The sequence below is a fragment of the Cyanobium sp. Cruz CV13-4-11 genome (assembly GCF_024346055.1).
In the GTDB taxonomy this organism is placed as follows: domain Bacteria; phylum Cyanobacteriota; class Cyanobacteriia; order PCC-6307; family Cyanobiaceae; genus Cyanobium.
Genome location: NZ_JAGQCH010000006.1, coordinates 21,708 through 39,018, shown reverse-complemented (window position 1 = coordinate 39,018; position 17,311 = coordinate 21,708). Strand labels below are relative to the sequence as shown.

Annotated in this window: 26 protein-coding genes and 1 tRNA gene; 20 read left to right on the top strand and 7 right to left on the bottom strand. The window is 68.6% G+C overall.

Features of this window, described 5'->3' with window-relative positions; genetic code table 11:
• Window positions 1-110: 110 nt before the first annotated feature.
• The 9 genes from KBZ12_RS06135 (at window position 111) to KBZ12_RS06095 (ending at window position 5,957) form a co-directional block, all read left to right on the top strand.
• A complete protein-coding gene (locus KBZ12_RS06135) occupies window positions 111-440 on the top strand; it encodes a CsbD family protein (protein WP_254957028.1) in 330 nt (109 codons plus the stop codon).
• 144 nt (window positions 441-584) lie between these two features.
• Window positions 585-977, top strand: coding sequence for a DUF302 domain-containing protein (locus tag KBZ12_RS06130; protein ID WP_254957027.1), 393 nt, complete (start codon window positions 585-587; stop codon window positions 975-977).
• A 65-nt stretch (window positions 978-1,042) separates the two neighbouring features.
• The gene (locus KBZ12_RS06125) at window positions 1,043-1,471 is read left to right on the top strand and encodes a heavy metal-responsive transcriptional regulator (RefSeq protein ID WP_254957026.1); all 429 of its coding nucleotides are present in this window, start codon (window positions 1,043-1,045) and stop codon (window positions 1,469-1,471) included.
• Between the two features lie 256 nt (window positions 1,472-1,727).
• A complete protein-coding gene (locus KBZ12_RS06120; protein WP_254957025.1) occupies window positions 1,728-2,249 on the top strand; it encodes a DUF305 domain-containing protein in 522 nt (173 codons plus the stop codon).
• A 49-nt stretch (window positions 2,250-2,298) separates the two neighbouring features.
• Window positions 2,299-3,018, top strand: a complete 720-nt coding sequence (locus KBZ12_RS06115) for a DUF305 domain-containing protein (protein WP_254957024.1) — start codon at window positions 2,299-2,301, stop codon at window positions 3,016-3,018.
• A 160-nt stretch (window positions 3,019-3,178) separates the two neighbouring features.
• Complete coding sequence (locus KBZ12_RS06110) at window positions 3,179-4,717, top strand: iron uptake porin (RefSeq protein WP_254957023.1); 1,539 nt, start codon at window positions 3,179-3,181, stop codon at window positions 4,715-4,717.
• A 51-nt stretch (window positions 4,718-4,768) separates the two neighbouring features.
• Window positions 4,769-5,458 carry a response regulator transcription factor gene (locus KBZ12_RS06105; RefSeq protein ID WP_254957022.1) on the top strand — a complete coding sequence of 230 codons (690 nt, stop codon included), beginning with the start codon at window positions 4,769-4,771 and terminating at the stop codon, window positions 5,456-5,458.
• A gap of 22 nt (window positions 5,459-5,480) precedes the next feature.
• A complete protein-coding gene (locus KBZ12_RS06100; protein WP_254957021.1) occupies window positions 5,481-5,708 on the top strand; it encodes a DNA-binding protein in 228 nt (75 codons plus the stop codon).
• Between the two features lie 78 nt (window positions 5,709-5,786).
• Window positions 5,787-5,957, top strand: coding sequence for a type II toxin-antitoxin system RelE/ParE family toxin (locus KBZ12_RS06095; RefSeq protein ID WP_254957020.1), 171 nt, complete (start codon window positions 5,787-5,789; stop codon window positions 5,955-5,957).
• Between the two features lie 55 nt (window positions 5,958-6,012).
• On the opposite strand, the gene KBZ12_RS06090 is transcribed toward KBZ12_RS06095, so the two are convergent.
• Window positions 6,013-6,084: transfer RNA gene (locus KBZ12_RS06090), tRNA-Lys, on the bottom strand.
• Between the two features lie 59 nt (window positions 6,085-6,143).
• On the opposite strand from KBZ12_RS06090, the gene KBZ12_RS06085 reads away from it, so the two are divergent.
• The 7 genes from KBZ12_RS06085 (at window position 6,144) to KBZ12_RS06055 (ending at window position 11,661) form a co-directional block, all read left to right on the top strand.
• On the top strand, window positions 6,144-6,659 hold the full coding sequence (locus tag KBZ12_RS06085; protein WP_254957019.1) for a gamma carbonic anhydrase family protein: 516 nt from the start codon (window positions 6,144-6,146) through the stop codon (window positions 6,657-6,659).
• A gap of 31 nt (window positions 6,660-6,690) precedes the next feature.
• A complete protein-coding gene (locus tag KBZ12_RS06080) occupies window positions 6,691-6,813 on the top strand; it encodes a photosystem II protein Y (RefSeq protein ID WP_015108528.1) in 123 nt (40 codons plus the stop codon).
• The gene (gene trmFO, locus KBZ12_RS06075) at window positions 6,813-8,210 is read left to right on the top strand and encodes an FADH(2)-oxidizing methylenetetrahydrofolate--tRNA-(uracil(54)-C(5))-methyltransferase TrmFO (protein ID WP_254957018.1); all 1,398 of its coding nucleotides are present in this window, start codon (window positions 6,813-6,815) and stop codon (window positions 8,208-8,210) included. Before KBZ12_RS06080 ends, trmFO begins: the two co-directional genes overlap by 1 nt.
• 41 nt (window positions 8,211-8,251) lie before the next feature.
• Window positions 8,252-9,829 carry a carotenoid isomerase gene (crtH, locus tag KBZ12_RS06070; RefSeq protein WP_254957017.1) on the top strand — a complete coding sequence of 526 codons (1,578 nt, stop codon included), beginning with the start codon at window positions 8,252-8,254 and terminating at the stop codon, window positions 9,827-9,829.
• The gene (locus KBZ12_RS06065) at window positions 9,826-10,773 is read left to right on the top strand and encodes a carbon-nitrogen hydrolase family protein (protein WP_254957016.1); all 948 of its coding nucleotides are present in this window, start codon (window positions 9,826-9,828) and stop codon (window positions 10,771-10,773) included. The genes crtH and KBZ12_RS06065 overlap by 4 nt, the downstream gene beginning before the upstream one ends.
• 61 nt (window positions 10,774-10,834) lie before the next feature.
• The gene (locus KBZ12_RS06060; protein ID WP_254957015.1) at window positions 10,835-11,116 is read left to right on the top strand and encodes a hypothetical protein; all 282 of its coding nucleotides are present in this window, start codon (window positions 10,835-10,837) and stop codon (window positions 11,114-11,116) included.
• Window positions 11,113-11,661 carry a hypothetical protein gene (locus tag KBZ12_RS06055; protein ID WP_254957014.1) on the top strand — a complete coding sequence of 183 codons (549 nt, stop codon included), beginning with the start codon at window positions 11,113-11,115 and terminating at the stop codon, window positions 11,659-11,661. Before KBZ12_RS06060 ends, KBZ12_RS06055 begins: the two co-directional genes overlap by 4 nt.
• 9 nt (window positions 11,662-11,670) lie before the next feature.
• Here KBZ12_RS06055 and KBZ12_RS06050 read toward each other — a convergent pair whose 3' ends face one another.
• Window positions 11,671-12,462 carry a response regulator transcription factor gene (locus KBZ12_RS06050; RefSeq protein WP_254957013.1) on the bottom strand — a complete coding sequence of 264 codons (792 nt, stop codon included), beginning with the start codon at window positions 12,460-12,462 and terminating at the stop codon, window positions 11,671-11,673.
• Between the two features lie 203 nt (window positions 12,463-12,665).
• Between KBZ12_RS06050 and KBZ12_RS06045 the strand changes: the two genes are divergently transcribed.
• Window positions 12,666-12,932 carry a DUF6761 family protein gene (locus KBZ12_RS06045; RefSeq protein ID WP_254957012.1) on the top strand — a complete coding sequence of 89 codons (267 nt, stop codon included), beginning with the start codon at window positions 12,666-12,668 and terminating at the stop codon, window positions 12,930-12,932.
• Window positions 12,933-12,965: 33 nt separating this feature from the next.
• Here KBZ12_RS06045 and grxD read toward each other — a convergent pair whose 3' ends face one another.
• The 4 genes from grxD to KBZ12_RS06025 all read right to left on the bottom strand — a co-directional run bounded on the left by grxD (window position 12,966) and on the right by KBZ12_RS06025 (window position 14,828).
• The gene (gene grxD / locus KBZ12_RS06040; RefSeq protein ID WP_254957011.1) at window positions 12,966-13,289 is read right to left on the bottom strand and encodes a Grx4 family monothiol glutaredoxin; all 324 of its coding nucleotides are present in this window, start codon (window positions 13,287-13,289) and stop codon (window positions 12,966-12,968) included.
• Between the two features lie 23 nt (window positions 13,290-13,312).
• Window positions 13,313-13,546 carry a BolA family protein gene (locus tag KBZ12_RS06035; RefSeq protein ID WP_254957010.1) on the bottom strand — a complete coding sequence of 78 codons (234 nt, stop codon included), beginning with the start codon at window positions 13,544-13,546 and terminating at the stop codon, window positions 13,313-13,315.
• 47 nt (window positions 13,547-13,593) lie between these two features.
• Window positions 13,594-14,121 carry a hypothetical protein gene (locus tag KBZ12_RS06030; protein WP_396100778.1) on the bottom strand — a complete coding sequence of 176 codons (528 nt, stop codon included), beginning with the start codon at window positions 14,119-14,121 and terminating at the stop codon, window positions 13,594-13,596.
• A gap of 80 nt (window positions 14,122-14,201) precedes the next feature.
• Window positions 14,202-14,828 carry a 1-acyl-sn-glycerol-3-phosphate acyltransferase gene (locus KBZ12_RS06025; RefSeq protein ID WP_254957008.1) on the bottom strand — a complete coding sequence of 209 codons (627 nt, stop codon included), beginning with the start codon at window positions 14,826-14,828 and terminating at the stop codon, window positions 14,202-14,204.
• A 239-nt stretch (window positions 14,829-15,067) separates the two neighbouring features.
• Between KBZ12_RS06025 and KBZ12_RS06020 the strand changes: the two genes are divergently transcribed.
• A complete protein-coding gene (locus tag KBZ12_RS06020; RefSeq protein WP_254957007.1) occupies window positions 15,068-15,817 on the top strand; it encodes a pyridoxine 5'-phosphate synthase in 750 nt (249 codons plus the stop codon).
• A gap of 13 nt (window positions 15,818-15,830) precedes the next feature.
• Entirely contained in the window at window positions 15,831-16,151 is a 321-nt protein-coding gene (locus tag KBZ12_RS06015; RefSeq protein WP_254957006.1) for an MgPME-cyclase complex family protein, read from the top strand.
• 13 nt (window positions 16,152-16,164) lie between these two features.
• On the opposite strand, the gene KBZ12_RS06010 is transcribed toward KBZ12_RS06015, so the two are convergent.
• Entirely contained in the window at window positions 16,165-16,509 is a 345-nt protein-coding gene (locus KBZ12_RS06010; protein WP_254957005.1) for a hypothetical protein, read from the bottom strand.
• Between the two features lie 121 nt (window positions 16,510-16,630).
• Between KBZ12_RS06010 and KBZ12_RS06005 the strand changes: the two genes are divergently transcribed.
• Window positions 16,631-17,308, top strand: coding sequence for a metallophosphoesterase (locus tag KBZ12_RS06005; protein WP_254957004.1), 678 nt, complete (start codon window positions 16,631-16,633; stop codon window positions 17,306-17,308).
• The last annotated feature ends 3 nt before the right edge of the window (window positions 17,309-17,311 follow it).

Sequence of the window (17,311 nt, the reverse complement as noted above, 5' to 3'; positions counted from 1 at the left end):
GCAGAAGATGCGATCCGAACCAATCCAATCCAAGCAAGGCCTGGACTGGCCAGACTTCCCCTTGGGTTGCACCGAAGACTTCACACGCAGGTCGTTCTGCCATCCCTAGGTTGAAGCAGCAGCAGCCGAAGGACGACAACCTTTTTGAAGCGAAGATCTTCGCACCCAAGGTCTTGGCACCCAGGATCCCCATGCTGCTGATTCCCCTCGCCACGCGAACCATGTCCAACAAAGCTGACGCCGCCGCCAAGGATGCGGAAGGCAAACTTGAATCGGCCCTGGGCGAACTGACTGGCGATGCCGGTCACCAACTCAAGGGCAAGGCCAAACAGGTTCAGGCCTCCGCCATGAACGCTGCAGAGGATCTGAAGGATGGAGCCAAGGCTGTGGCCCAGAAGGTCAGTGATGCTGCCGCGAAACTGGCTGACGGAAAGGGCTGACGGGGCCCGGCCGACCGCAGGCTCGCCGCAGATTCCCTCCAGTGGACAGCCACTGGTTGGGGCGGACACCTGGCGACACCTGACGACACAGCTTGTCTGCGGTGATGTCACGACTCCCCATCACCCCAACAGGCCCTGACTCCCATGGATCCCATCTTCATTGCCGACACAACCAAGTCCTTTGAGCAGGCGAGTACGGACCTCCAGGACGCCATCGTGGCCCAGGGCTTCGGGGTCCTGGCGGTTCATGACCTCGGCCACACCCTGCGCGGGAAGGGTATCGCATTCACCGAGAACTGTCGGATCTACGACGTCTGCAACCCAGGGCAGGCTGCCAGGGTGTTGACACGCCACATGACGTTGTCCATGGCGCTTCCGTGTCGGATCTCCGTTTTCACGGAAGGTCGTCAGACCCGGATCGGCATGATCCGCCCCGAGGGAATGCTGCAGATCCTCTGCTCCGATCCTGACGTGGTGGAGGTGGCGCGTGAGGTCGAATCCGCCACAAAGGCGATCATCAAGGCGGCGGCGTCCTGAGCCATCCGTGGCCGGCGGCAGCCTTCGGCCCCGATAAAGTCTCCCCAGGAGTGGAGAATCACGCCATGGCGGCCGTCGGCATCAAGACCGGCATCAAGACCGGCATGAAAATCGGCGTGCTGGCTGGGCGCAGCGGCCTGCCCGTCAAGACCCTCCGCTATTACGAGGATCTGGGACTGCTGCCGGCCATCGGTCGCAGCGAGGGCGGCTACCGGCTGTTTGCTGAGCAGAGCCTGCGGCGCCTCGAGTTCATCCGCCGGCTCAAGACCCTCGGGCTCAGCCTGGAGGAGATCCAGGGCTGTCTGGTGGTGCATGACGCCGGGGATCTGCCCTGCGCTGACATTCAGATCCAGCTGGAGCGGCAGATCGGGCGGATCGATGCCCAGATCGAGGAACTGGGGCAGCTCAGACAGGAACTGCAGGGCCTGCTGGCGGGCTGGCAGAGCGATCCGGCCAAGGAAGGGGATGTGATCTGCCCCAATCTGCGGGTCTGAGGCCTGGTTGCCGCGAACGGCCATGGCGCTGGGTCCGAAGATGAAGCCCTGTGCCGGACCCACATCAGCACCCTGCTGCCTTTCCAAGCTGAAGACAGCCACACGCAAGGGAGCAGAGCTGATGATCCATTCCCGATCCACCGGCGGCCAGACACGGGTGGCGGCGCGCCGGTTGGCCGCCGTCGCAGGGGTGGGTGCGTTGTTCCTGGGGCTTGGGACACCAGCGCTTGCAGTTCCACCCACCGGTGCTCCTCCCATGGGGAGCGGGATGGGTGCGGGCCGCATCGGCACCCAGCCGATGGATCAGCACTTCATCGTGATGATGATTCCCCACCACGACGGCGCCATCGCCATGGCGGATCTGGCCCTGAGCCGGGCCAGGAGGCCGGAGATCAAGGCCCTGGCCCGCAGCATCAAGGACAGCCAGACGCAGGAGAACGCCCAGATGCGCACCTGGTACCGCCAGTGGTTCGGTGGCTCCGTGCCGGCATGGGGCGGAGCGATGGGCCACGGCGGCGGCATGGGAATGATGGGGATGGGTGGCATGGGCGGAACGGGCACCGATGTCGCCTGGCTGAAGAACGCCTCGGATTTCGATCGCGCCTTCATCCAACAGATGATTCCCCACCACCGCATGGGCGTGATGATGGCCTCGATGGCCCAGACCAACAGCCAGCATCCCCAGTTACTGGCCATGCAGCAGGCCATGGTGAAGGCCCAGAGCCAGGAGATCGAGCAGATGGCCCAGTGGTACCGCAGCTGGTACGGGACGCCTTGACTCTCCAGCCAAGTGGAGACCATACGGTGAGGATTCCTCCCGAGCTCCCATGCGCCCCAGCCGTTTCTCCCCCGCCTTGCTCGGGACCCTCTGCGTCCTGTGCCTGGCGGCCCCCGTTCTGGCCCAGGACCACGGCGGCATGCACCACCATCACGATCACGCCACACCGGTCCAGCCGACCCCGGCCGGAGCGACGCCTGCCCACAGCGGCCACGCCCACGACGTCGGTCCCGCCGGCGCCACCTACGACCTGCGCTTCATCGACGGGATGGTGCAGCACCACACGGGCGCCCTGCGCATGAGTGAATTCGTCTTCGGCATCGGCGCGCCTGGGGTGGGGGCCCTGGCCAAGACGATCTGGCGCGATCAGGCCAGCGAGATCCGGGCGATGGGGCTGTGGCGCAAGGCCTGGTATCCCCAGGCGCCCGTGTATCCGGTGGCCCTGGCCAGAGGCGGCGATCCCAACAGCCTCAGTGGCCTCACCCGCATGAGCCAGGCCCAGATCGACGGGATGCGGATGATGGGCGAGCCACCCACCCCGGACAACCGGGTGGTCTGGTTCCTGGAGGGGATGCTCCATCACCACGGCGGGGCGCTGATCATGGCCCACGACGCCCTGGTCAAGAGCACCAATCCCACCATCCGGCGCTTCGCCAGGGGCGTGATCGTGGCCCAGCGCGCCGAGATCATCGAATTGCGGCGGATGCTGGCGACCGATGGCCTACGCAAGCCGGAGTATGGCCACTACGACGCCCTGTTCGCGCTCTGAGCCGCCAGCCGGACTGACCATGCCAGCCCGGCAAAACCGAAGGATTGGGACGAGAATGATTCCCATTCCTTTCCTTCGTCCCGGCGGACCTTCCATGAACAGACGTGGTGTCGTTTCCAGGTTCAGGCAGGCCCCTCTGGGCCTGGTCCTTCTGGCCGCCATGCCCCCGGCGGCCACGGCCGCAGAGCTCAATCTCGACGCCATCAACCGCTACGCCCGGTCCGGAACGGGCCAGAGCCAGGAGCAGGTCACCAGCATCAACCAGTTCTCCGACGTCAAGCCCACCGACTGGGCCTACCAGGCGCTCTCGAACCTGATCGAGCGCTACGGCTGCGTCGCCGGCTACCCGAACGGCACTTTCAAGGGCGGCCAGGCCATGACCCGGTTTGAGGCGGCGGCCCTGCTGAACGCCTGTCTCGACCGGATCACCGAGGTGACCGACGAGCTGAAGCGCCTGATGGCCGAGTTCGAGAAGGAACTCGGCGTGCTGCGCGGCCGGGTGGATGGCCTGGAGGCCAAGGTGGGTGAGCTGGAAGCGACCCAGTTCTCCACCACCACCAAGCTGAGCGGCCAGGCCACCTTCGTGATCGGCGCCAATGCGTTTTCGGGCAGCGACACCCCCAACGTCGATGGCGCCCGGGCCGCCGTGGGGGCGACCACCTTCAGCTACGACATCCAGCTGACCTTCGACACCAGCTTCACCGGCAAGGACCTGCTGCGCACGAACCTGAGGGCCGGCAACTTCGCCGATTCCGCCTTCGGCGGCGCTGGCCCCACGGGTGGGCTCTCCACCTTGGAGGCCGCCTTCCAGGAGGACTGCGGTGGCCCCGCCGACTGCGGCGACGTGGTGGCGATCGACAAGCTCTTCTACCAGTTCCCGATCGGCAGCCAGTTCACCGCCACGGTCGGCGGACGGGTGGGTCAGGAGGACATGCTCGCCCTCTGGCCGAGCGCCTACCCCTCCGACACGATTCTCAACCTGTTCACCCTCAACGGCGCCCCGGCGGCCTACAACAAGAACCTCGGAGCCGGGGCCGGCCTCTGGTGGCAGCAGGGCGGCTTCAGCATCAGCGCCAACTACGTGGCCGCCAACGGCGATGTGGGCGATCCCAACATCGGCGGCATCGGCACCGTGGCCTCGGCCGGCACAGGCACCGTGCAGATCGGCTACGCCAAGGAGCAGTGGGGTCTGGCGGCGATCTACTCCCGCATCCAGTCGGGCGTGGGGGTGCCGGGCACCACCCCCTTCACCGGCCTCACCTACGAAGCCAATCCCAACAGCCGCACCGATGCCTTCGGCGTCAGCGGCTACTGGCAACCGGCCAACTCCGGCTGGATTCCCTCCATCAGCCTGGGCTGGGGCCTCAACGGCACCAGCGTCGACAGCGCCCAGGCCCCCGGCGCCCTGCGCACCAGCCAGTCGTGGATGGTGGGCCTGCAGTGGGACGACGCCTTCGTCAAAGGCAACGCCCTCGGCATGGCGGTGGGCCAGCCCGTCTTCGCCACGGCCCTGACGGGCGACCAGATGCCCCAGGACGGCAACTTCGCCTGGGAGTGGTGGTACAAGCTGCAGGTCACCGACAACATCAGCGTCACCCCAGCCCTCTTCTACCTGAGCCGGCCCCTGGGTCAGGACACCACCCCCGGCACCACGTTCCGGCAGCTGGGTGGCCTGGTGAAGACCACCTTCCGCTTCTGATCCCGGCCCGCGGGAACGGATGATGAAGGGGACCTGGATGGCCCGGCCACCATGGATCTCACGCCGTTCCTGGGCAGCCTGGAGGGGAACACCTTCGATGCGGTGCTGCTTTCAGTGGCTTCCGGGGGGAAGGTGGCGATCGCCATGAAGGGCCGCTTCCTGTTGCGGGCCCTGTGCGAGAGCATCAGCGACCGCAGCCTGATCGGCTGCGCCATCACCCACGAGCAGGGCTGCCTCGACTATCTGCAGCGGGAGCCCTACGACCTGCTGCTCTGCACCGATCACCTGGAGAGCGGCAACGGCTTTGAGCTCACCCGCCGGGCCAAGGCGCTGTACCCCGATCTCAAGGTGGTGATGCTGGCCCTCGGGGATGTGATCCCGGCGGAATACGAGCACGCCCCCTGGCTGGAGGCCGTGGTGGCCGAGGCCGACATCGTCGAGGACCAGCGGCCCCTGCAGGCCGCCGTGATCGCCGTGATGGGGCACCATTCCTACCGCAGCCCCTCCCTGCGCTCCGGCAAGCTTCCCTACCTCAGCTGCCCCCGGCTGACACCGCGGGAATACGAGGTGCTCGACCTGCTGGCCAGCGGCCTCAGCGACCGGGAGATCGCCAGCAAGCTCGTGGTCAGCGACGCCACGGCCCGCACCTACACCAAGCGCCTGCTCCAGACCCTCGGCGTCAACAACCGCCTGCAGGCCGTGCTCAAGGGGGTGCGTTGCGGGATGGTGCAACTAGGCTGAATACACGCATTCAGTTGACTCCATGGCCACCTCCGTTCGCCTGGACCCTGCAACAGAGGCGCGGCTGAATCGGCTGGTCTCCGAAACGGGGCGGACCAAGGCCTTTGATCTGCGGGAGCTGATTGAGCAGGGCCTGGACGACCTGGAGGATGCGTACCTCGGGGCCGCGGCTCTGGAGGCCCACCGTCGTTCTGGGGAGCCGACCATCCCGATGGATCAACTCGTGAGCGACCTTGGCCTGGACGGTTGAGTTCATCCCGGAGGCCGCACGGCAGCTACGCAAGCTGGATCGCACGGCAGCCGGTCGTATCACTCCTACCTCCAGGAAATGGTGTCCAGTTGCAGTTACCCGCGCCAGAGAGGCAAGGCCCTGACAGCCAACCTCTCCGGCCTATGGCGCTACAGAGTTGGAGACTACCGGGTGATCTGTCAGATCGAAGACGACCACCTTCTCGTGCTGGTGGTCAGGCTCAGCCACCGCAGCGACGTGTACCGCTGACGGCACCCGCTGCTGCAAAGAGGCGTTTGGCTGGGGTCCCTTGCGGTGGTTGGGATGGGTCGCCTGAGATTCGAACTCAGGACCAGTCGGTTAAAAGCCGAATGCTCTACCGCTGAGCTAGCGACCCGTCGCTGGGGAAGCTATCACCCGGCGGCGACCCTCTCCAAGCCCGCCACCCGCCACCCCATGTCCAGCCCCGACGCCTGGCCCAGCCTCTGGGACGCCCCCCACATCGACGCCGCCGCCTGGGTGGCCCCGTCGGCGGTGGTGATCGGAGATGTGCGGCTGGCGGCGGGGGCCAGCCTCTGGCCCACCGTCGTGGCCCGGGGCGATGTCTGCGCCATCCGGGTGGGGGAGGGCAGCAACGTCCAGGACGGCGCCGTGCTGCACGGGGATCCGGGCCAGCCCGTGACCATCGGCGCCGATGTGACCATCGGCCACCGGGCGGTGGTCCATGGCGCCACGCTGGAGGACGGCTGCCTGATCGGCATCGGCGCCATCGTGCTCAACGGCGTCACGGTGGGGGCCGGGGCCCTGGTGGCGGCCGGCTCGGTGGTCACCCGCGACGTGCCCGCCGGCGCCCTGGTGATGGGGGCTCCGGCGGTGGTGAAACGGCAGCTGGATGCCGCTGCGATCGCGGCCCAGCGCCAGCACGCCCACCGCTACCGCCAGCTGGCGGAGGTCCACGCCGGACTCCGTTAGGATCCCGCCATCGTTTTCCTCCTCCGTCGCCATGGACCTCCGGCTGCTGCTCGTCGCTGCTCCGATCCTCCTGGCCGTGGGTTGGGCCGCCTTCAACATCGGCCGCGCCGCCGTGGGTCAGCTGCAACTGATGCTCAAGCGCGCCCGCGCCTGATGGTCGTCGTCATCGGTGCCGGCCTGGCCGGCACCGAAGCCGCCTGGCAGATCGCCGAGGCCGGGATTCCGGTGCGGCTGGTGGAGATGCGGCCTGTGCGCCCCTCCCCGGCTCACCACAGCGGCGACTTCGCCGAATTGGTCTGCAGCAACAGCTTCGGCGCCCTCTCCCCGGACCGGGCCGCCGGCCTGCTGCAGGAGGAGCTCAGGCGCCTGGGCTCGCTGGTGATCCGCACCGCCGACGTTCATGCGGTGCCCGCCGGGGGCGCCCTGGCCGTCGATCGGGGCCGCTACAGCGCCGCCCTCACGGCCGCCGTCGAGGCCCACCCCCTGGTGACGGTGGAGCGGCGCGAGCAGCTGGCGTTGCCCGACCCCGCCGAGATCGCCGTGCTGGCTACCGGCCCCCTCACCGGCGCCGAGCTGGCCGACGACCTGCTGCGCTTCACCGGTCGGGAGTCCTGCCACTTCTTCGATGCCGCCAGCCCGATCGTGGAGGGCGAAGGCATCGACCTCTCGGTGGCCTTCCGGGCCAGCCGCTACGACAAGGGCGACGCCGACTACATCAACTGCCCCATGGACCGGGAGCAGTACCTCGCCTTCCGCACGGCCCTGCTGGAGGCGGAGAAGGCGGAGCTGAAGGATTTCGAGCAGGAGAGCGCCACCTTCTTCGAGGGCTGCCTGCCGATCGAGGAGCTGGCCCGCCGCGGCGAGGACACGATGCGCTACGGCCCCCTCAAGCCGATCGGCCTCTGGGATCCGCGCTGGGGCGACCTGCACGACCGCGACGTGCGCCGCGCCAAACGGGCCCATGCGGTGGTGCAGCTGCGCCAGGAGGACAAGGACGGCCAGCTCTGGAACCTGGTCGGCTTCCAGACCAACCTCAAGTGGGGCGAGCAGCAGCGGGTGCTGCGCATGATCCCCGGCCTGGAGAGCGCCTGCTTCGTTCGCTTCGGGGTGATGCACCGCAACACCTTCCTGGAGTCCCCCGAACTGCTGCAGCCCACCCTGCAGTTCCGCCAGCGGCCGAACCTGCTGGCCGCCGGGCAGATCACCGGCACCGAGGGGTATGCGGCCGCGGTGGCGGGCGGCTGGGTGGCCGGCACCAACGCCGCCCGCCTGGTGCGGGGACTGCCGCCCCTGAACCTGCCGCCCACCACCATGGCCGGCGCCCTGCTGGGCTTCATCTCGGATGCGGAGCGCCGCCACAGCGCCCGGAAGGGGGGCTTCCAGCCGATGCCCCCCAGTTTCGGCCTGATGCCGGAGCTGCCGGAGCGCATCCGCGACAAACGCCGCCGCTATGGCGCCTACCGCGACCGGGCCCTGGGGGATCTGGCTGACTGGGAGGCGCAGCGCCAGACCGGGGCCACCGCCGCCGTACCGGCGGCCGTCCCTGGCTGATCGCTTCCTAGGGTCGGGCCGCCCCCGTTCGCCTGGTTCCGGTGACCGTCACCGCCCCTTCCTCCGCCGCCGCCCCCCTCACCGCGGCCGATGGCCGCCCCTGGGACGTGGTCGTGATCGGCTCTGGGATCGGCGGGCTGGTCACCGCCAGCCAGCTGGCGGCCAAAGGGGCCTCGGTGCTGGTGCTGGAGCGCTACCTGATCCCCGGCGGCAGCGGCGGCAGCTTCCGACGCGAGGGCTACACCTTCGACGTCGGCGCCTCGATGATCTTCGGCTTCGGCGAGAAGGGCCACACCAACCTGCTCACCCGCGCCCTGGCGGATGTGGGCGAGCACTGCGAGACCATCCCCGACCCCGCCCAGCTCGCCTACCACCTGCCCGGCGGCCTGTCGGTGGCGGTGGATCGCGATTACGAGCGCTTCATCGCCGACCTCACCGTCCTGTTTCCCCATGAGGCCAAGGGGATCCGCGCCTTCTACGACACCTGCTGGCAGGTGTTCAACTGCCTCGATGCGATGCCGCTGCTGTCGCTGGAGGACCCCGCCTACCTGGCCAAGGTGTTCTTCCGCGCGCCCCTGGCCTGCCTGGGACTGGCCCGCTGGCTGCCGGTGAACGTGGGGGCGGTGGCCCGCGCCCACATCAGCGATCCGGATCTGCTCAGGTTCATCGACATGGAGTGCTTCTGCTGGTCGGTGATGCCGGCCGATCGCACGCCGATGATCAACGCCGGCATGGTGTTCTCCGATCGCCACGCCGGCGGCATCAACTACCCCAAGGGCGGCGTCGGGGTGGTCGCTGAGAAGCTGGTGTCGGGACTGCGCAGGCACGGCGGCGAGATCCGCTACCGGGCGCGGGTGGTGAAGGTGCTGCTGGAGGGCGAGGGAACGCAGGCCCGGGCCGTGGGTGTGCGGCTGGCCGGCGGCGAGGAGATCCGCGCCCGGCGGGTGGTGAGCAACGCCACCCGCTGGGACACCTTCGGCTCCCTGGTGGACGAGGCGCACACCCCGGCGGCCGAGCGCACCTGGCGGCGGCGCTACAAGCCCTCCTCCTCCTTCCTCTCCCTGCACCTGGGGGTGAAGGCGGAAGCGATTCCCCCCGGCAGCCATGTCCACCACCTGCTGCTGGAGCGCTGGGAGGAGATGGAGGCCGAGCAGGGGGTGATCTTCGTCTCGATCCCCACATTGCTGGATCCCTCCCTGGCCCCGGCGGGCCACCACATCGTGCACACCTTCACCCCCTCGGCGATGGACACCTGGCAGGGGCTGGCCCCTGGGTCCTATAGGGCCGCCAAGGAGGCCGCCGCCTCCCGGCTGATCCGCCGCCTGGAGGCGATCCTGCCGGGCCTGGAGGGGGCCATCACCCACCGGGAGATCGGCACCCCCCGCAGCCACCGCCGCTTCCTGGGCCGCCACGGCGGCAGCTACGGGCCGGTGCCGGCCCTGCGGCTGCCGGGCCTGCTGCCGATGCCCTTCAACCGCACCGCCATCCCCGATCTTTACTGCGTCGGCGATTCCTGCTTCCCCGGCCAGGGGCTGAATGCGGTGGCCTTCAGCGGCTTCGCCTGCGCCCACCGCATCGGCGCCGACCTGGGCCTCAATCCCTGGAGCCTGCCGGCGTGAAGCACCCCATGGTTCCCGAGCATCGCCTGCACTGCGTCGTGCGGCCGGATCCGCCGGCCGCCGGCGAGGGCCTGCGGCTTGGGGTCTGGCAGGGCAGCGGCAGCGCCGGCACCCCTGAGGCCCTCGAAGAGAACCTGGAGCGGCTGGAGCGGGTCTGCGCCCTGGCGGCGGGCCACGGGGTGCAGCTGCTGGCCTTCCCGGAGCTCTACCTCACCGGCTACATCGTCACGCCATCAATCGTGCGGCAGCTGGCGGAGCCGGTGGAGGGCCCCAGCCTGCGGCGGGTGGCCGCGGCGGCGCGCCGCCATGGGCTGGCGGTGGCCTGTCCCTACGCCGAACGGGCGACCGTGGCCGGTGAGGAGCGCTTCTACGACGCCATCGCCCTGTTCGACAAGGGCGGCCGCCTGCTGCGCAACTACCGCAAGACCCACCTCTGGGGACCGGACGAGAAGCGCTGCTGGAGCGCCGGCTACCGCCACCCCGAGGAGGGGGTGGCGTTCACGGTGCAGCCGGTGAACGGGGTGGGCGTAGGCCTGCTCAACTGCTATGAGGCCGAGTTCCCCGAGCTCACCCGGCGCCTGGCGCTGGCGGGGGCCCGGCTGGTGCTGATCCCCACGGCCGCCGATGCCTGGGCCGAGCTCAGCACCGGCGAGCGCACCGACCGGCCCTATCCGGACGTGTCCCGCACCCTGATCCCGGCCCATGCCTTCCAGAACGGCTGCTTCGTGGCCTACGCCAACCGCTGCGGCGAGGAAACGGTGAACGGGCGCGTGATGGCGGCCTACCTGGGCAACAGCGTCATCTGCGGCCCCCACGGCGATCTGCTGGCGGCCGCCCGGCCAGAACCCACCCTGCTGATCGCCGACTGCCGGCCCGGCGAGTACGGACCCACCCACCCGGCCGGCACCCGCTACCACGAGGACCTGCGGCCCGAGATCTACTGACCCGGACGGCCACGCCAGCCCAGGGACGGCGGTAAAGTTTGTAAACATTTGTTGCATGCCCATGGCGGCTCCGATTCCCAGCTCCTCCGACCTGGCGCGCTACCTGGAGGCCAGAGGCGAGATGGGCAAGCCCTGGGTCTGGCACCTGCTGCGCCTCAGCAAACTCAAGGAGGCCAAGGACACCATGGAGCCCAATGAGTACGTCGAGCGTCTGGGCGAAGCCCACGCCGATCTGATCCGCCTCGGCAGCTTCTGGAAAGGTCGGGAGGCGGAGGTGTTCGGGGGCCGCTACCAGCCCTCCCAGGTGATCGAACCCCTGCCGGGATCCCCCGAGGACCGATGAGCGCCGAGCCGTCATGCCATCGCTACCCGATGGCACCGCTGATCCGCTTCACACTCCTGGGGCTCTACCTGGCCCTGGTGCTGCCCCTGCCGCTGCTGGCACCGGCGGCGCTGCGGCTTCCGCTGCTGCTGGCCTCCATCACCGGCTTGGTGCTGGTGGTGGCCATCACCAGTGAGCGGGTGGAGCTTGATGGCCAGGGGCTGCGGGTGGGCCACCCGAGCTGGTGCTCCTGGCTGCTGCGACGCGGCTGGCAACTGCCCTGGAGCCACATCACGGCACTCACGCCGATCACCACCAGCCAGGGGGGCCGGGTGTACTACGTGCGCAGCGCTGCCGCGGAGGGTGGCCGCAGTGGAGCCGCCTGGCTGCTGCCCCAGCGGGTGGCCCGCTTCGACGACTTTCTGGAACGTTTCTCCAGGGGCACGGGCCTGTCCACCGAAGGCATCGGACGAATCAGCCCCCCCTGGACCTATCAGCTGCTGGCCCTGCTGTCCGCCCTGCTACTGGTCGGAGAAATTCTTGCTCTCCTGCTGAGACCAGCCTGACCTTGCTCCCTAGTTGAGCCGGCTGGAGCTGCTGGGAGAGGTGAGGAGCAATCCGGAAGCGGGGGTCCCGGGAACCTCCTCACTGAGTTCGGGAAGGGTGTCGAGACTGAAGCGGTACCCCTGCTGGCGCATGGTTTCGATCGCCCCCCCTTCGCCGAGACCGGCCTGCTCCAGCTTGCGGCGCAGGGTGAGGACCTGGGTGTCCACGGAGCGGGGCCCGCCACTGAAGGGAGGCCAGGCCATGCGCAGCAGTTCCTGGCGGCTGCGCACCACCCCCGGGGGCATCAGCAGGGCGCAGAGCAGGGCGAACTCCCTGGGGCTGAGCTCCACCGGCTGGTCGCGCAGGGTGACCTGGCGCAGCAGCAGGTGCACCTCCAGGGGACCCACACAGACCCGTTCCTGCAGACCACTACCGCTGCGACGCAGCAGGGTGCGGCAGCGGGCCGCCAGCTCTTCAAGCCCGAAGGGCTTGCGCAGCACGTCGTCGGCACCGGCATCGAGGAGGGCCACCACGGGCTCCGAGCCGGACCGGGCCGTGAGCACCATCACCTGGCAATGCAGCTGGGCCGCCAGGCGCAGGGCCGAGGTTTCCTCAAGCAGCTCGGCACTCACCAACAGATCGGGAGATTGCTCCTGGCAGATCTCCAGGGCTTCGCGGGCCGTGGCGACCGCGGCAGCCAGGTGCCCATCCTGGCGAAGGCGCTGGGCCAGAACCGTGCGGAGGGTCGCGTGGGGATCCACGACGAGGACTCTGCGAGGGGTTCCTCCTGGATCGGTCAGTTTGTCCTGGGCCACGGGCATCTCCTCGTCATCACGATGAAATCAGAAGCGGAAGTGCCGTCAGCCGATTAAGTGAGCCAACGCTAACTGGAAATGTGCGTGGACGCCGGTGACGGGCGATGCCTTGTCAACTGTCTGCTCCCGGAAGGCGGTCTCGGCACGGCAGGATGGGGCCATCTGCCGGCTCTCGCCGCCACATTGACGCCAGGGGCCCGCCCCCAGCCATGACAGCACTCCAACATCCCGACGCGATCCGCCACTTCCAGTCCCTGTGTGATGCCTGCCAGGCCTTGTCCGATCGTCACCACGGACCCTCCGAGCTGCGGCTGTACGCCGATGGGTATCTCCATGCACTGCGCCGCACAGCCGTGCTGGATCACCATTCCCAGCGGCGGCTGGAGGAACTGATCGACCGCTGGATCCAGGACCCGTCCAGCTTCATGGGCCCCGACGGCCAACCTCGGTTGCTCATGGAAACGAGCCGCTACTGAGCGGCTCGCCGAACAGTGCTGGCCTGTATGGGCCTAGGAGGCCAGGGCGACTTCCAGTTTTTCTCGCAGTTCGCCGCTGTTGTACATCTCGATCAGGATGTCGGAGCCACCGAGAAACTCCCCTTTCACATACACCTGGGGAATCGTGGGCCAGTCGGAAAACTCCTTGATTCCCTGGCGGATCTCCATGTCGGAGAGCACGTCAACCGTCTCGAAAGGCACACCCAGAGACTGCAGGATCTGGACCACATTGTTGGAGAATCCACACTGAGGCATCAGTTTGTTGCCCTTCATGAAGACCACCACGGGGCTGGCCGTGATCAGGGCGTCGATGCGTTGGCGGGTGCTGGCGTCCATGGTGACGAAATCGGAAAAGAAAATCAGGAGGGAAGGGAGGTCTGCACCGCCAGGGCATGGATGGCCTCGCTGGCCAGCTCGCTGCTCAGGGCGCCATAGACGAGCTGGTGCTGCCGCACCCGGTTGAGCCCGGCGAAGGCGCCGGACACCACCTTGACCTGGAGATGGTCACCACCACCGGTGAGATCCTCCACCTCCACGGCGGCATCGGGAAGCGCTCGGCGGATGGCGTCCTTGACCTGCTCCGGTTGCACCATGGCGGCGGGGATCGGGGGGATGACGGGAAGTTGGAATCTAAGGACGATCAGCCGCCGGCGGACGATCCAGGTGCCGTGTAGGGGGTGATGACGAAACCCAGTTCCACCAGCTGCTGGTAGGCCTTGCGCCCACCTTCGTTTGTAGGGGTCATGATCTTGACCACCTCCACCAGCAGGGGGATGGCCACCTCCGGCTGGTTCTGGCGGCGGAACAGGGCCGCCAGCCTCAGGTTGCTCTCGGCCAGCAGGGTCAGGGCCTCCCGCCCCTTGTCATCCATCTCCCGGGGGATGCGGGCATCCAGGCCGCGGAAGGAGCCGCTCAGATCGCGGTAGAAGCCCAGCAGTCGCCGGCTGGCATCCCGGGCCAGGTCATAGAGGCGCCGCCCCTCGGCCAGGTTGCCGCTGGCCACAGCCGCATCACCCCGGGAGAGCAGGGCCTTCACCGAGGCAAGATTGAGATCGGTGCCAGCGGGCTGCACCGTCTGGGGTGTCGTGGCCTGGGCCCGGGCCGGTGGTTGGAGCAGCGGCTGGGCCAGGGCGAGCAGGGCCAGAGCGCCTCCGCAGACCCCGGCGATGCCCGATGGCCGAGCGGATCGGAGGGAAGGGATGGCGGAAGGCCTGATCACGTCGACGCCTGACGGGTAACGGGCGAACTTTACGGGGAGCCGATCGGGCGATCCACCACGATGCGGGCCGCTTGCTCGGCCGACTCCATCGCCGCAGCGACGTCGGCGCCGAAGGCCAGGGCCGCCTGACGACCCAGGCCCGCCGCCCGCAAGGGCGGGCCGAAACACAGGGAGGCCCCATCGCCAGGGCGGGGATCGGCGTGGCCATAGGCGATGCCCACCGGTACCACCGGCACATCCACGCCCTGGCTGGCGGCCAGCAGGGCCAGGCGGGCCAGCCCCTGCTGCACACGGATGGGGCCGTCTTCGCGCCGGATGCGGCCCTCGGGAAACACCACCAGTTGCTGGCCTGCGGCCAGCAACTCCACGGAAAAACGCAGGCTGGCGAGGGTGGGGCGGCCCTGGTCGACCGGGAAGCAGCCGAGGCGATGCAGGAACCACCCCTGCAGTCCCTTCATTTCATCCGCCGTGACCATGAAGCGGCAGTCGCGACCAGTGATGCGGCGACCGGCCGCCCAGGGCAGCATCAGGGCGTCCCAGCGGGCCCGGTGGGTGGGGGCCAGCAGCACGGCCCCGTGCATGGGCAGATGCTCCCGACCGAGCACCTTCAGCTCACCGAAATAGCCCTTCAGCACCACATCGATGGTGACCACCATCGCCAGCGGCGACAGCCAGGGGCTGATGCCGCCACACAGAGAACTCTCCCGTGGGCTGATCGCCGCGGAGAGACCTGATCCGGGGGGCGTCTGTGCCGCCAACACTCTTAAAACGGCAGAACATCGGCTTCGAAACTAGGGGCTGAATCCCCCCGCTGCAGGGCCGACACGGGCAGTTGGGCCTGCGGCCACGGTGACCGATACGGTTCGGTCAGGATCGCTTCAGCCACCTGCCGCCCATGGCCAGCCTCGGGGTCAACATCGACCACATCGCCAATGTGCGGCAGGCCCGCCGCACCGTGGAGCCGGATCCGGTGACCTTTGCCCTGCTGGCCGAGCTGGGCGGCGCCGACGGCATCACCGTGCACCTGCGGGAGGACAGGCGCCACATCCAGGACAGGGATGTGGAGCTGCTGCGGGCCACCGTGCGCACCCGTCTCAACCTGGAGATGGCGGCCACCGCTGAGATGGAGGCGATCGCCCTGCGCCTCCGCCCCGACATGGTCACCCTGGTGCCCGAACGCCGCGAGGAGGTGACCACCGAGGGGGGCCTGGACGTGGCCGGGCAGGTGGAGAGCCTCTCTCCCCTGGTGGGCCGGCTGATGGGGGCAGGGATCGGCGTCAGCCTGTTCGTCGACCCCGACGACGCCCAGCTGGAGGCCTGCCGCCGTTGCGGTGCCCGCTGGGTGGAGCTCCACACCGGCGCCTATGCGGAGGCCGCCTGGGAGAAGCAGCCGTTCCAGCTGGCCAGGATCAGCGAAGGCACCGCCATCGCCCGGGGCCTCGGCCTGCGGGTGAACGCCGGCCACGGCCTCACGTATCAAAACGTCGAGCCGATCGCGGCGATCGAGGGCATGGAGGAGCTCAACATCGGCCACACGATCGTGGCCCGTGCCCTGGCCGTCGGCCTGCAGGAGGCGGTGCGCCAGATGCGGGCGCTGGTGCAGAATCCCCGCCGCGACCCGCTGTTCGGCGACCGCCAGCCCTGAGGCCCCACCCGCCATGACCCGCTACCACTTCGTCGCTGCCAGCCGCGCCTTCCTGCTCGAGGAGGAACCCCTGGAGGAGGTGCTGCGCGAACGCGTCCGCAACTACGCCGAAAAGGACAAGACCATTGACTTCTGGCTCCTGGAACGCCCCGCCTTCCTGGAGGCGCCCGAGCTGACCGCCGCCGTGGCGTCTGTCCCCCGGCCCGCGGCGGCGGTGGTGTCCACCGACGAGAAGTTCATCACCTTCATGAAGCTGCGCCTGGAGTTCGTGGCCCAAGGGAGCTTCGAGGCTCCGAGCAGCGCCATTCCCGACCCGCTGGCCACCCTGGCCTGAACAGCACAGACCCTCAGAACAGGCCCAGGAAGCGCCGCCGGGGCCGCCCATCCTCGGATGCGCCCTCCCGACGAGGCTTGCCCTGGCCGCCGTCCTGCTGATAGCGGGGCTTGCTGTCGCCGATGGTCAGGGGCGCTTCCTTGTTCTTCCACCAGATCCAGTCCCGGATCGGCGGCGTGTTCTCCAGCTCCCAGCGGCTCAGGCCCAGACCCAGCCGGGAGGAGGCATCCAGCAGCACATCCAGCATGGCGTCGCCGTCACTGCAAAGGGCCAGGGCCTCATTGGTGCGTTTGGCACCGTCCAGGGCCTTCACCAGGGCGTTGACGCGCTGCGTGACCGGCAAATCCTTCAGGTCCATCGCCCGTTGCCTCCTGGGGTGTACCGAGGGCGCACCGTATCAGCGCTGGAGCCTTGCCGGCCCTCTGGGGGTGACAGAAGCCCACCTCAAGGGCAACACTTAGGAGGAAGCTTCCTTCTTGATGACGCTCCCGGACCAACGTCCTCCGCACCATTGGGTGATCGGGGATGTCCATGGCTGCGCGGACGCTCTGCAATGGCTTGTGGCCCAGCTTCCCCCTAGCGACCGGCTGGTGTTCTGCGGCGATGTGATCAACCGCGGTTCCCGCATCGAAGCTGCCATGGAACTGGTCTGGGACCTGGTGAGCCGCGGCCGGGCCGTCTGGCTCAAGGGCAACCATGAGCGGGATCTGGTCACCCGGCTCGACCTGGGCCTGGCCCCCACCAGCCATCCGGAACTGAACGGCAACGACACCTACCGCCAGCTGGGGGCGGCCCGCTGCCGCCTCTGGCGCGACCGGCTCGACCAGCTGCCCCTGGCCTACTGGGGTCGGGGCTGGGTGGCCACCCATGCCGGCTTCGACCCGCGCACCTGGCAGCCCGATCTCAACATCCCTCTGGCCTTCTGGCAGGCCTACGACAACCGCTTCGGTGAAGTGATCGTTGGCCACACCCCCGGACCCGGCCTGCGGCGGCTGCGGTCGATCGTGCTGCTCGACACCGCTGCCTGCTACGGCGGTGACCTCACCGCCTACTGCCCCGAAACGCGCCAGACCCGATGCGTCAGCGGTCTGCCTGTGGCCGGCGGCCGCTCCTTGACCACCCTTTCCTCCGGCCCAGCCTTGAGCTGCGCCCTCTGAGCC

What these genes read in the sequence shown, in the direction of transcription:
- KBZ12_RS06130 (WP_254957027.1), top strand. Translation starts at nt 585, where the DNA reads ATGGATCCCATCTTCATTGCCGACACAACCAAGTCCTTTGAGCAGGCG.
- KBZ12_RS06125 (WP_254957026.1), top strand. Translation starts at nt 1,043, where the DNA reads ATGGCGGCCGTCGGCATCAAGACCGGCATCAAGACCGGCATGAAAATC.
- KBZ12_RS06120 (WP_254957025.1), top strand. Translation starts at nt 1,728, where the DNA reads ATGGGGAGCGGGATGGGTGCGGGCCGCATCGGCACCCAGCCGATGGAT.
- KBZ12_RS06115 (WP_254957024.1), top strand. Translation starts at nt 2,299, where the DNA reads ATGCGCCCCAGCCGTTTCTCCCCCGCCTTGCTCGGGACCCTCTGCGTC.
- KBZ12_RS06110 (WP_254957023.1), top strand. Translation starts at nt 3,179, where the DNA reads ATGCCCCCGGCGGCCACGGCCGCAGAGCTCAATCTCGACGCCATCAAC.
- KBZ12_RS06105 (WP_254957022.1), top strand. Translation starts at nt 4,769, where the DNA reads ATGGATCTCACGCCGTTCCTGGGCAGCCTGGAGGGGAACACCTTCGAT.
- KBZ12_RS06100 (WP_254957021.1), top strand. Translation starts at nt 5,481, where the DNA reads ATGGCCACCTCCGTTCGCCTGGACCCTGCAACAGAGGCGCGGCTGAAT.
- KBZ12_RS06095 (WP_254957020.1), top strand. Translation starts at nt 5,787, where the DNA reads ATGGTGTCCAGTTGCAGTTACCCGCGCCAGAGAGGCAAGGCCCTGACA.
- KBZ12_RS06085 (WP_254957019.1), top strand. Translation starts at nt 6,144, where the DNA reads ATGTCCAGCCCCGACGCCTGGCCCAGCCTCTGGGACGCCCCCCACATC.
- KBZ12_RS06080 (WP_015108528.1), top strand. Translation starts at nt 6,691, where the DNA reads ATGGACCTCCGGCTGCTGCTCGTCGCTGCTCCGATCCTCCTGGCCGTG.
- trmFO (WP_254957018.1), top strand. Translation starts at nt 6,813, where the DNA reads ATGGTCGTCGTCATCGGTGCCGGCCTGGCCGGCACCGAAGCCGCCTGG.
- KBZ12_RS06060 (WP_254957015.1), top strand. Translation starts at nt 10,835, where the DNA reads ATGGCGGCTCCGATTCCCAGCTCCTCCGACCTGGCGCGCTACCTGGAG.
- KBZ12_RS06055 (WP_254957014.1), top strand. Translation starts at nt 11,113, where the DNA reads ATGAGCGCCGAGCCGTCATGCCATCGCTACCCGATGGCACCGCTGATC.
- KBZ12_RS06050 (WP_254957013.1), bottom strand. Translation starts at nt 12,462, where the DNA reads ATGCCCGTGGCCCAGGACAAACTGACCGATCCAGGAGGAACCCCTCGC.
- KBZ12_RS06045 (WP_254957012.1), top strand. Translation starts at nt 12,666, where the DNA reads ATGACAGCACTCCAACATCCCGACGCGATCCGCCACTTCCAGTCCCTG.
- grxD (WP_254957011.1), bottom strand. Translation starts at nt 13,289, where the DNA reads ATGGACGCCAGCACCCGCCAACGCATCGACGCCCTGATCACGGCCAGC.
- KBZ12_RS06035 (WP_254957010.1), bottom strand. Translation starts at nt 13,546, where the DNA reads ATGGTGCAACCGGAGCAGGTCAAGGACGCCATCCGCCGAGCGCTTCCC.
- KBZ12_RS06025 (WP_254957008.1), bottom strand. Translation starts at nt 14,828, where the DNA reads ATGGTGGTCACCATCGATGTGGTGCTGAAGGGCTATTTCGGTGAGCTG.
- KBZ12_RS06020 (WP_254957007.1), top strand. Translation starts at nt 15,068, where the DNA reads ATGGCCAGCCTCGGGGTCAACATCGACCACATCGCCAATGTGCGGCAG.
- KBZ12_RS06015 (WP_254957006.1), top strand. Translation starts at nt 15,831, where the DNA reads ATGACCCGCTACCACTTCGTCGCTGCCAGCCGCGCCTTCCTGCTCGAG.
- KBZ12_RS06010 (WP_254957005.1), bottom strand. Translation starts at nt 16,509, where the DNA reads ATGGACCTGAAGGATTTGCCGGTCACGCAGCGCGTCAACGCCCTGGTG.
- KBZ12_RS06005 (WP_254957004.1), top strand. Translation starts at nt 16,631, where the DNA reads ATGACGCTCCCGGACCAACGTCCTCCGCACCATTGGGTGATCGGGGAT.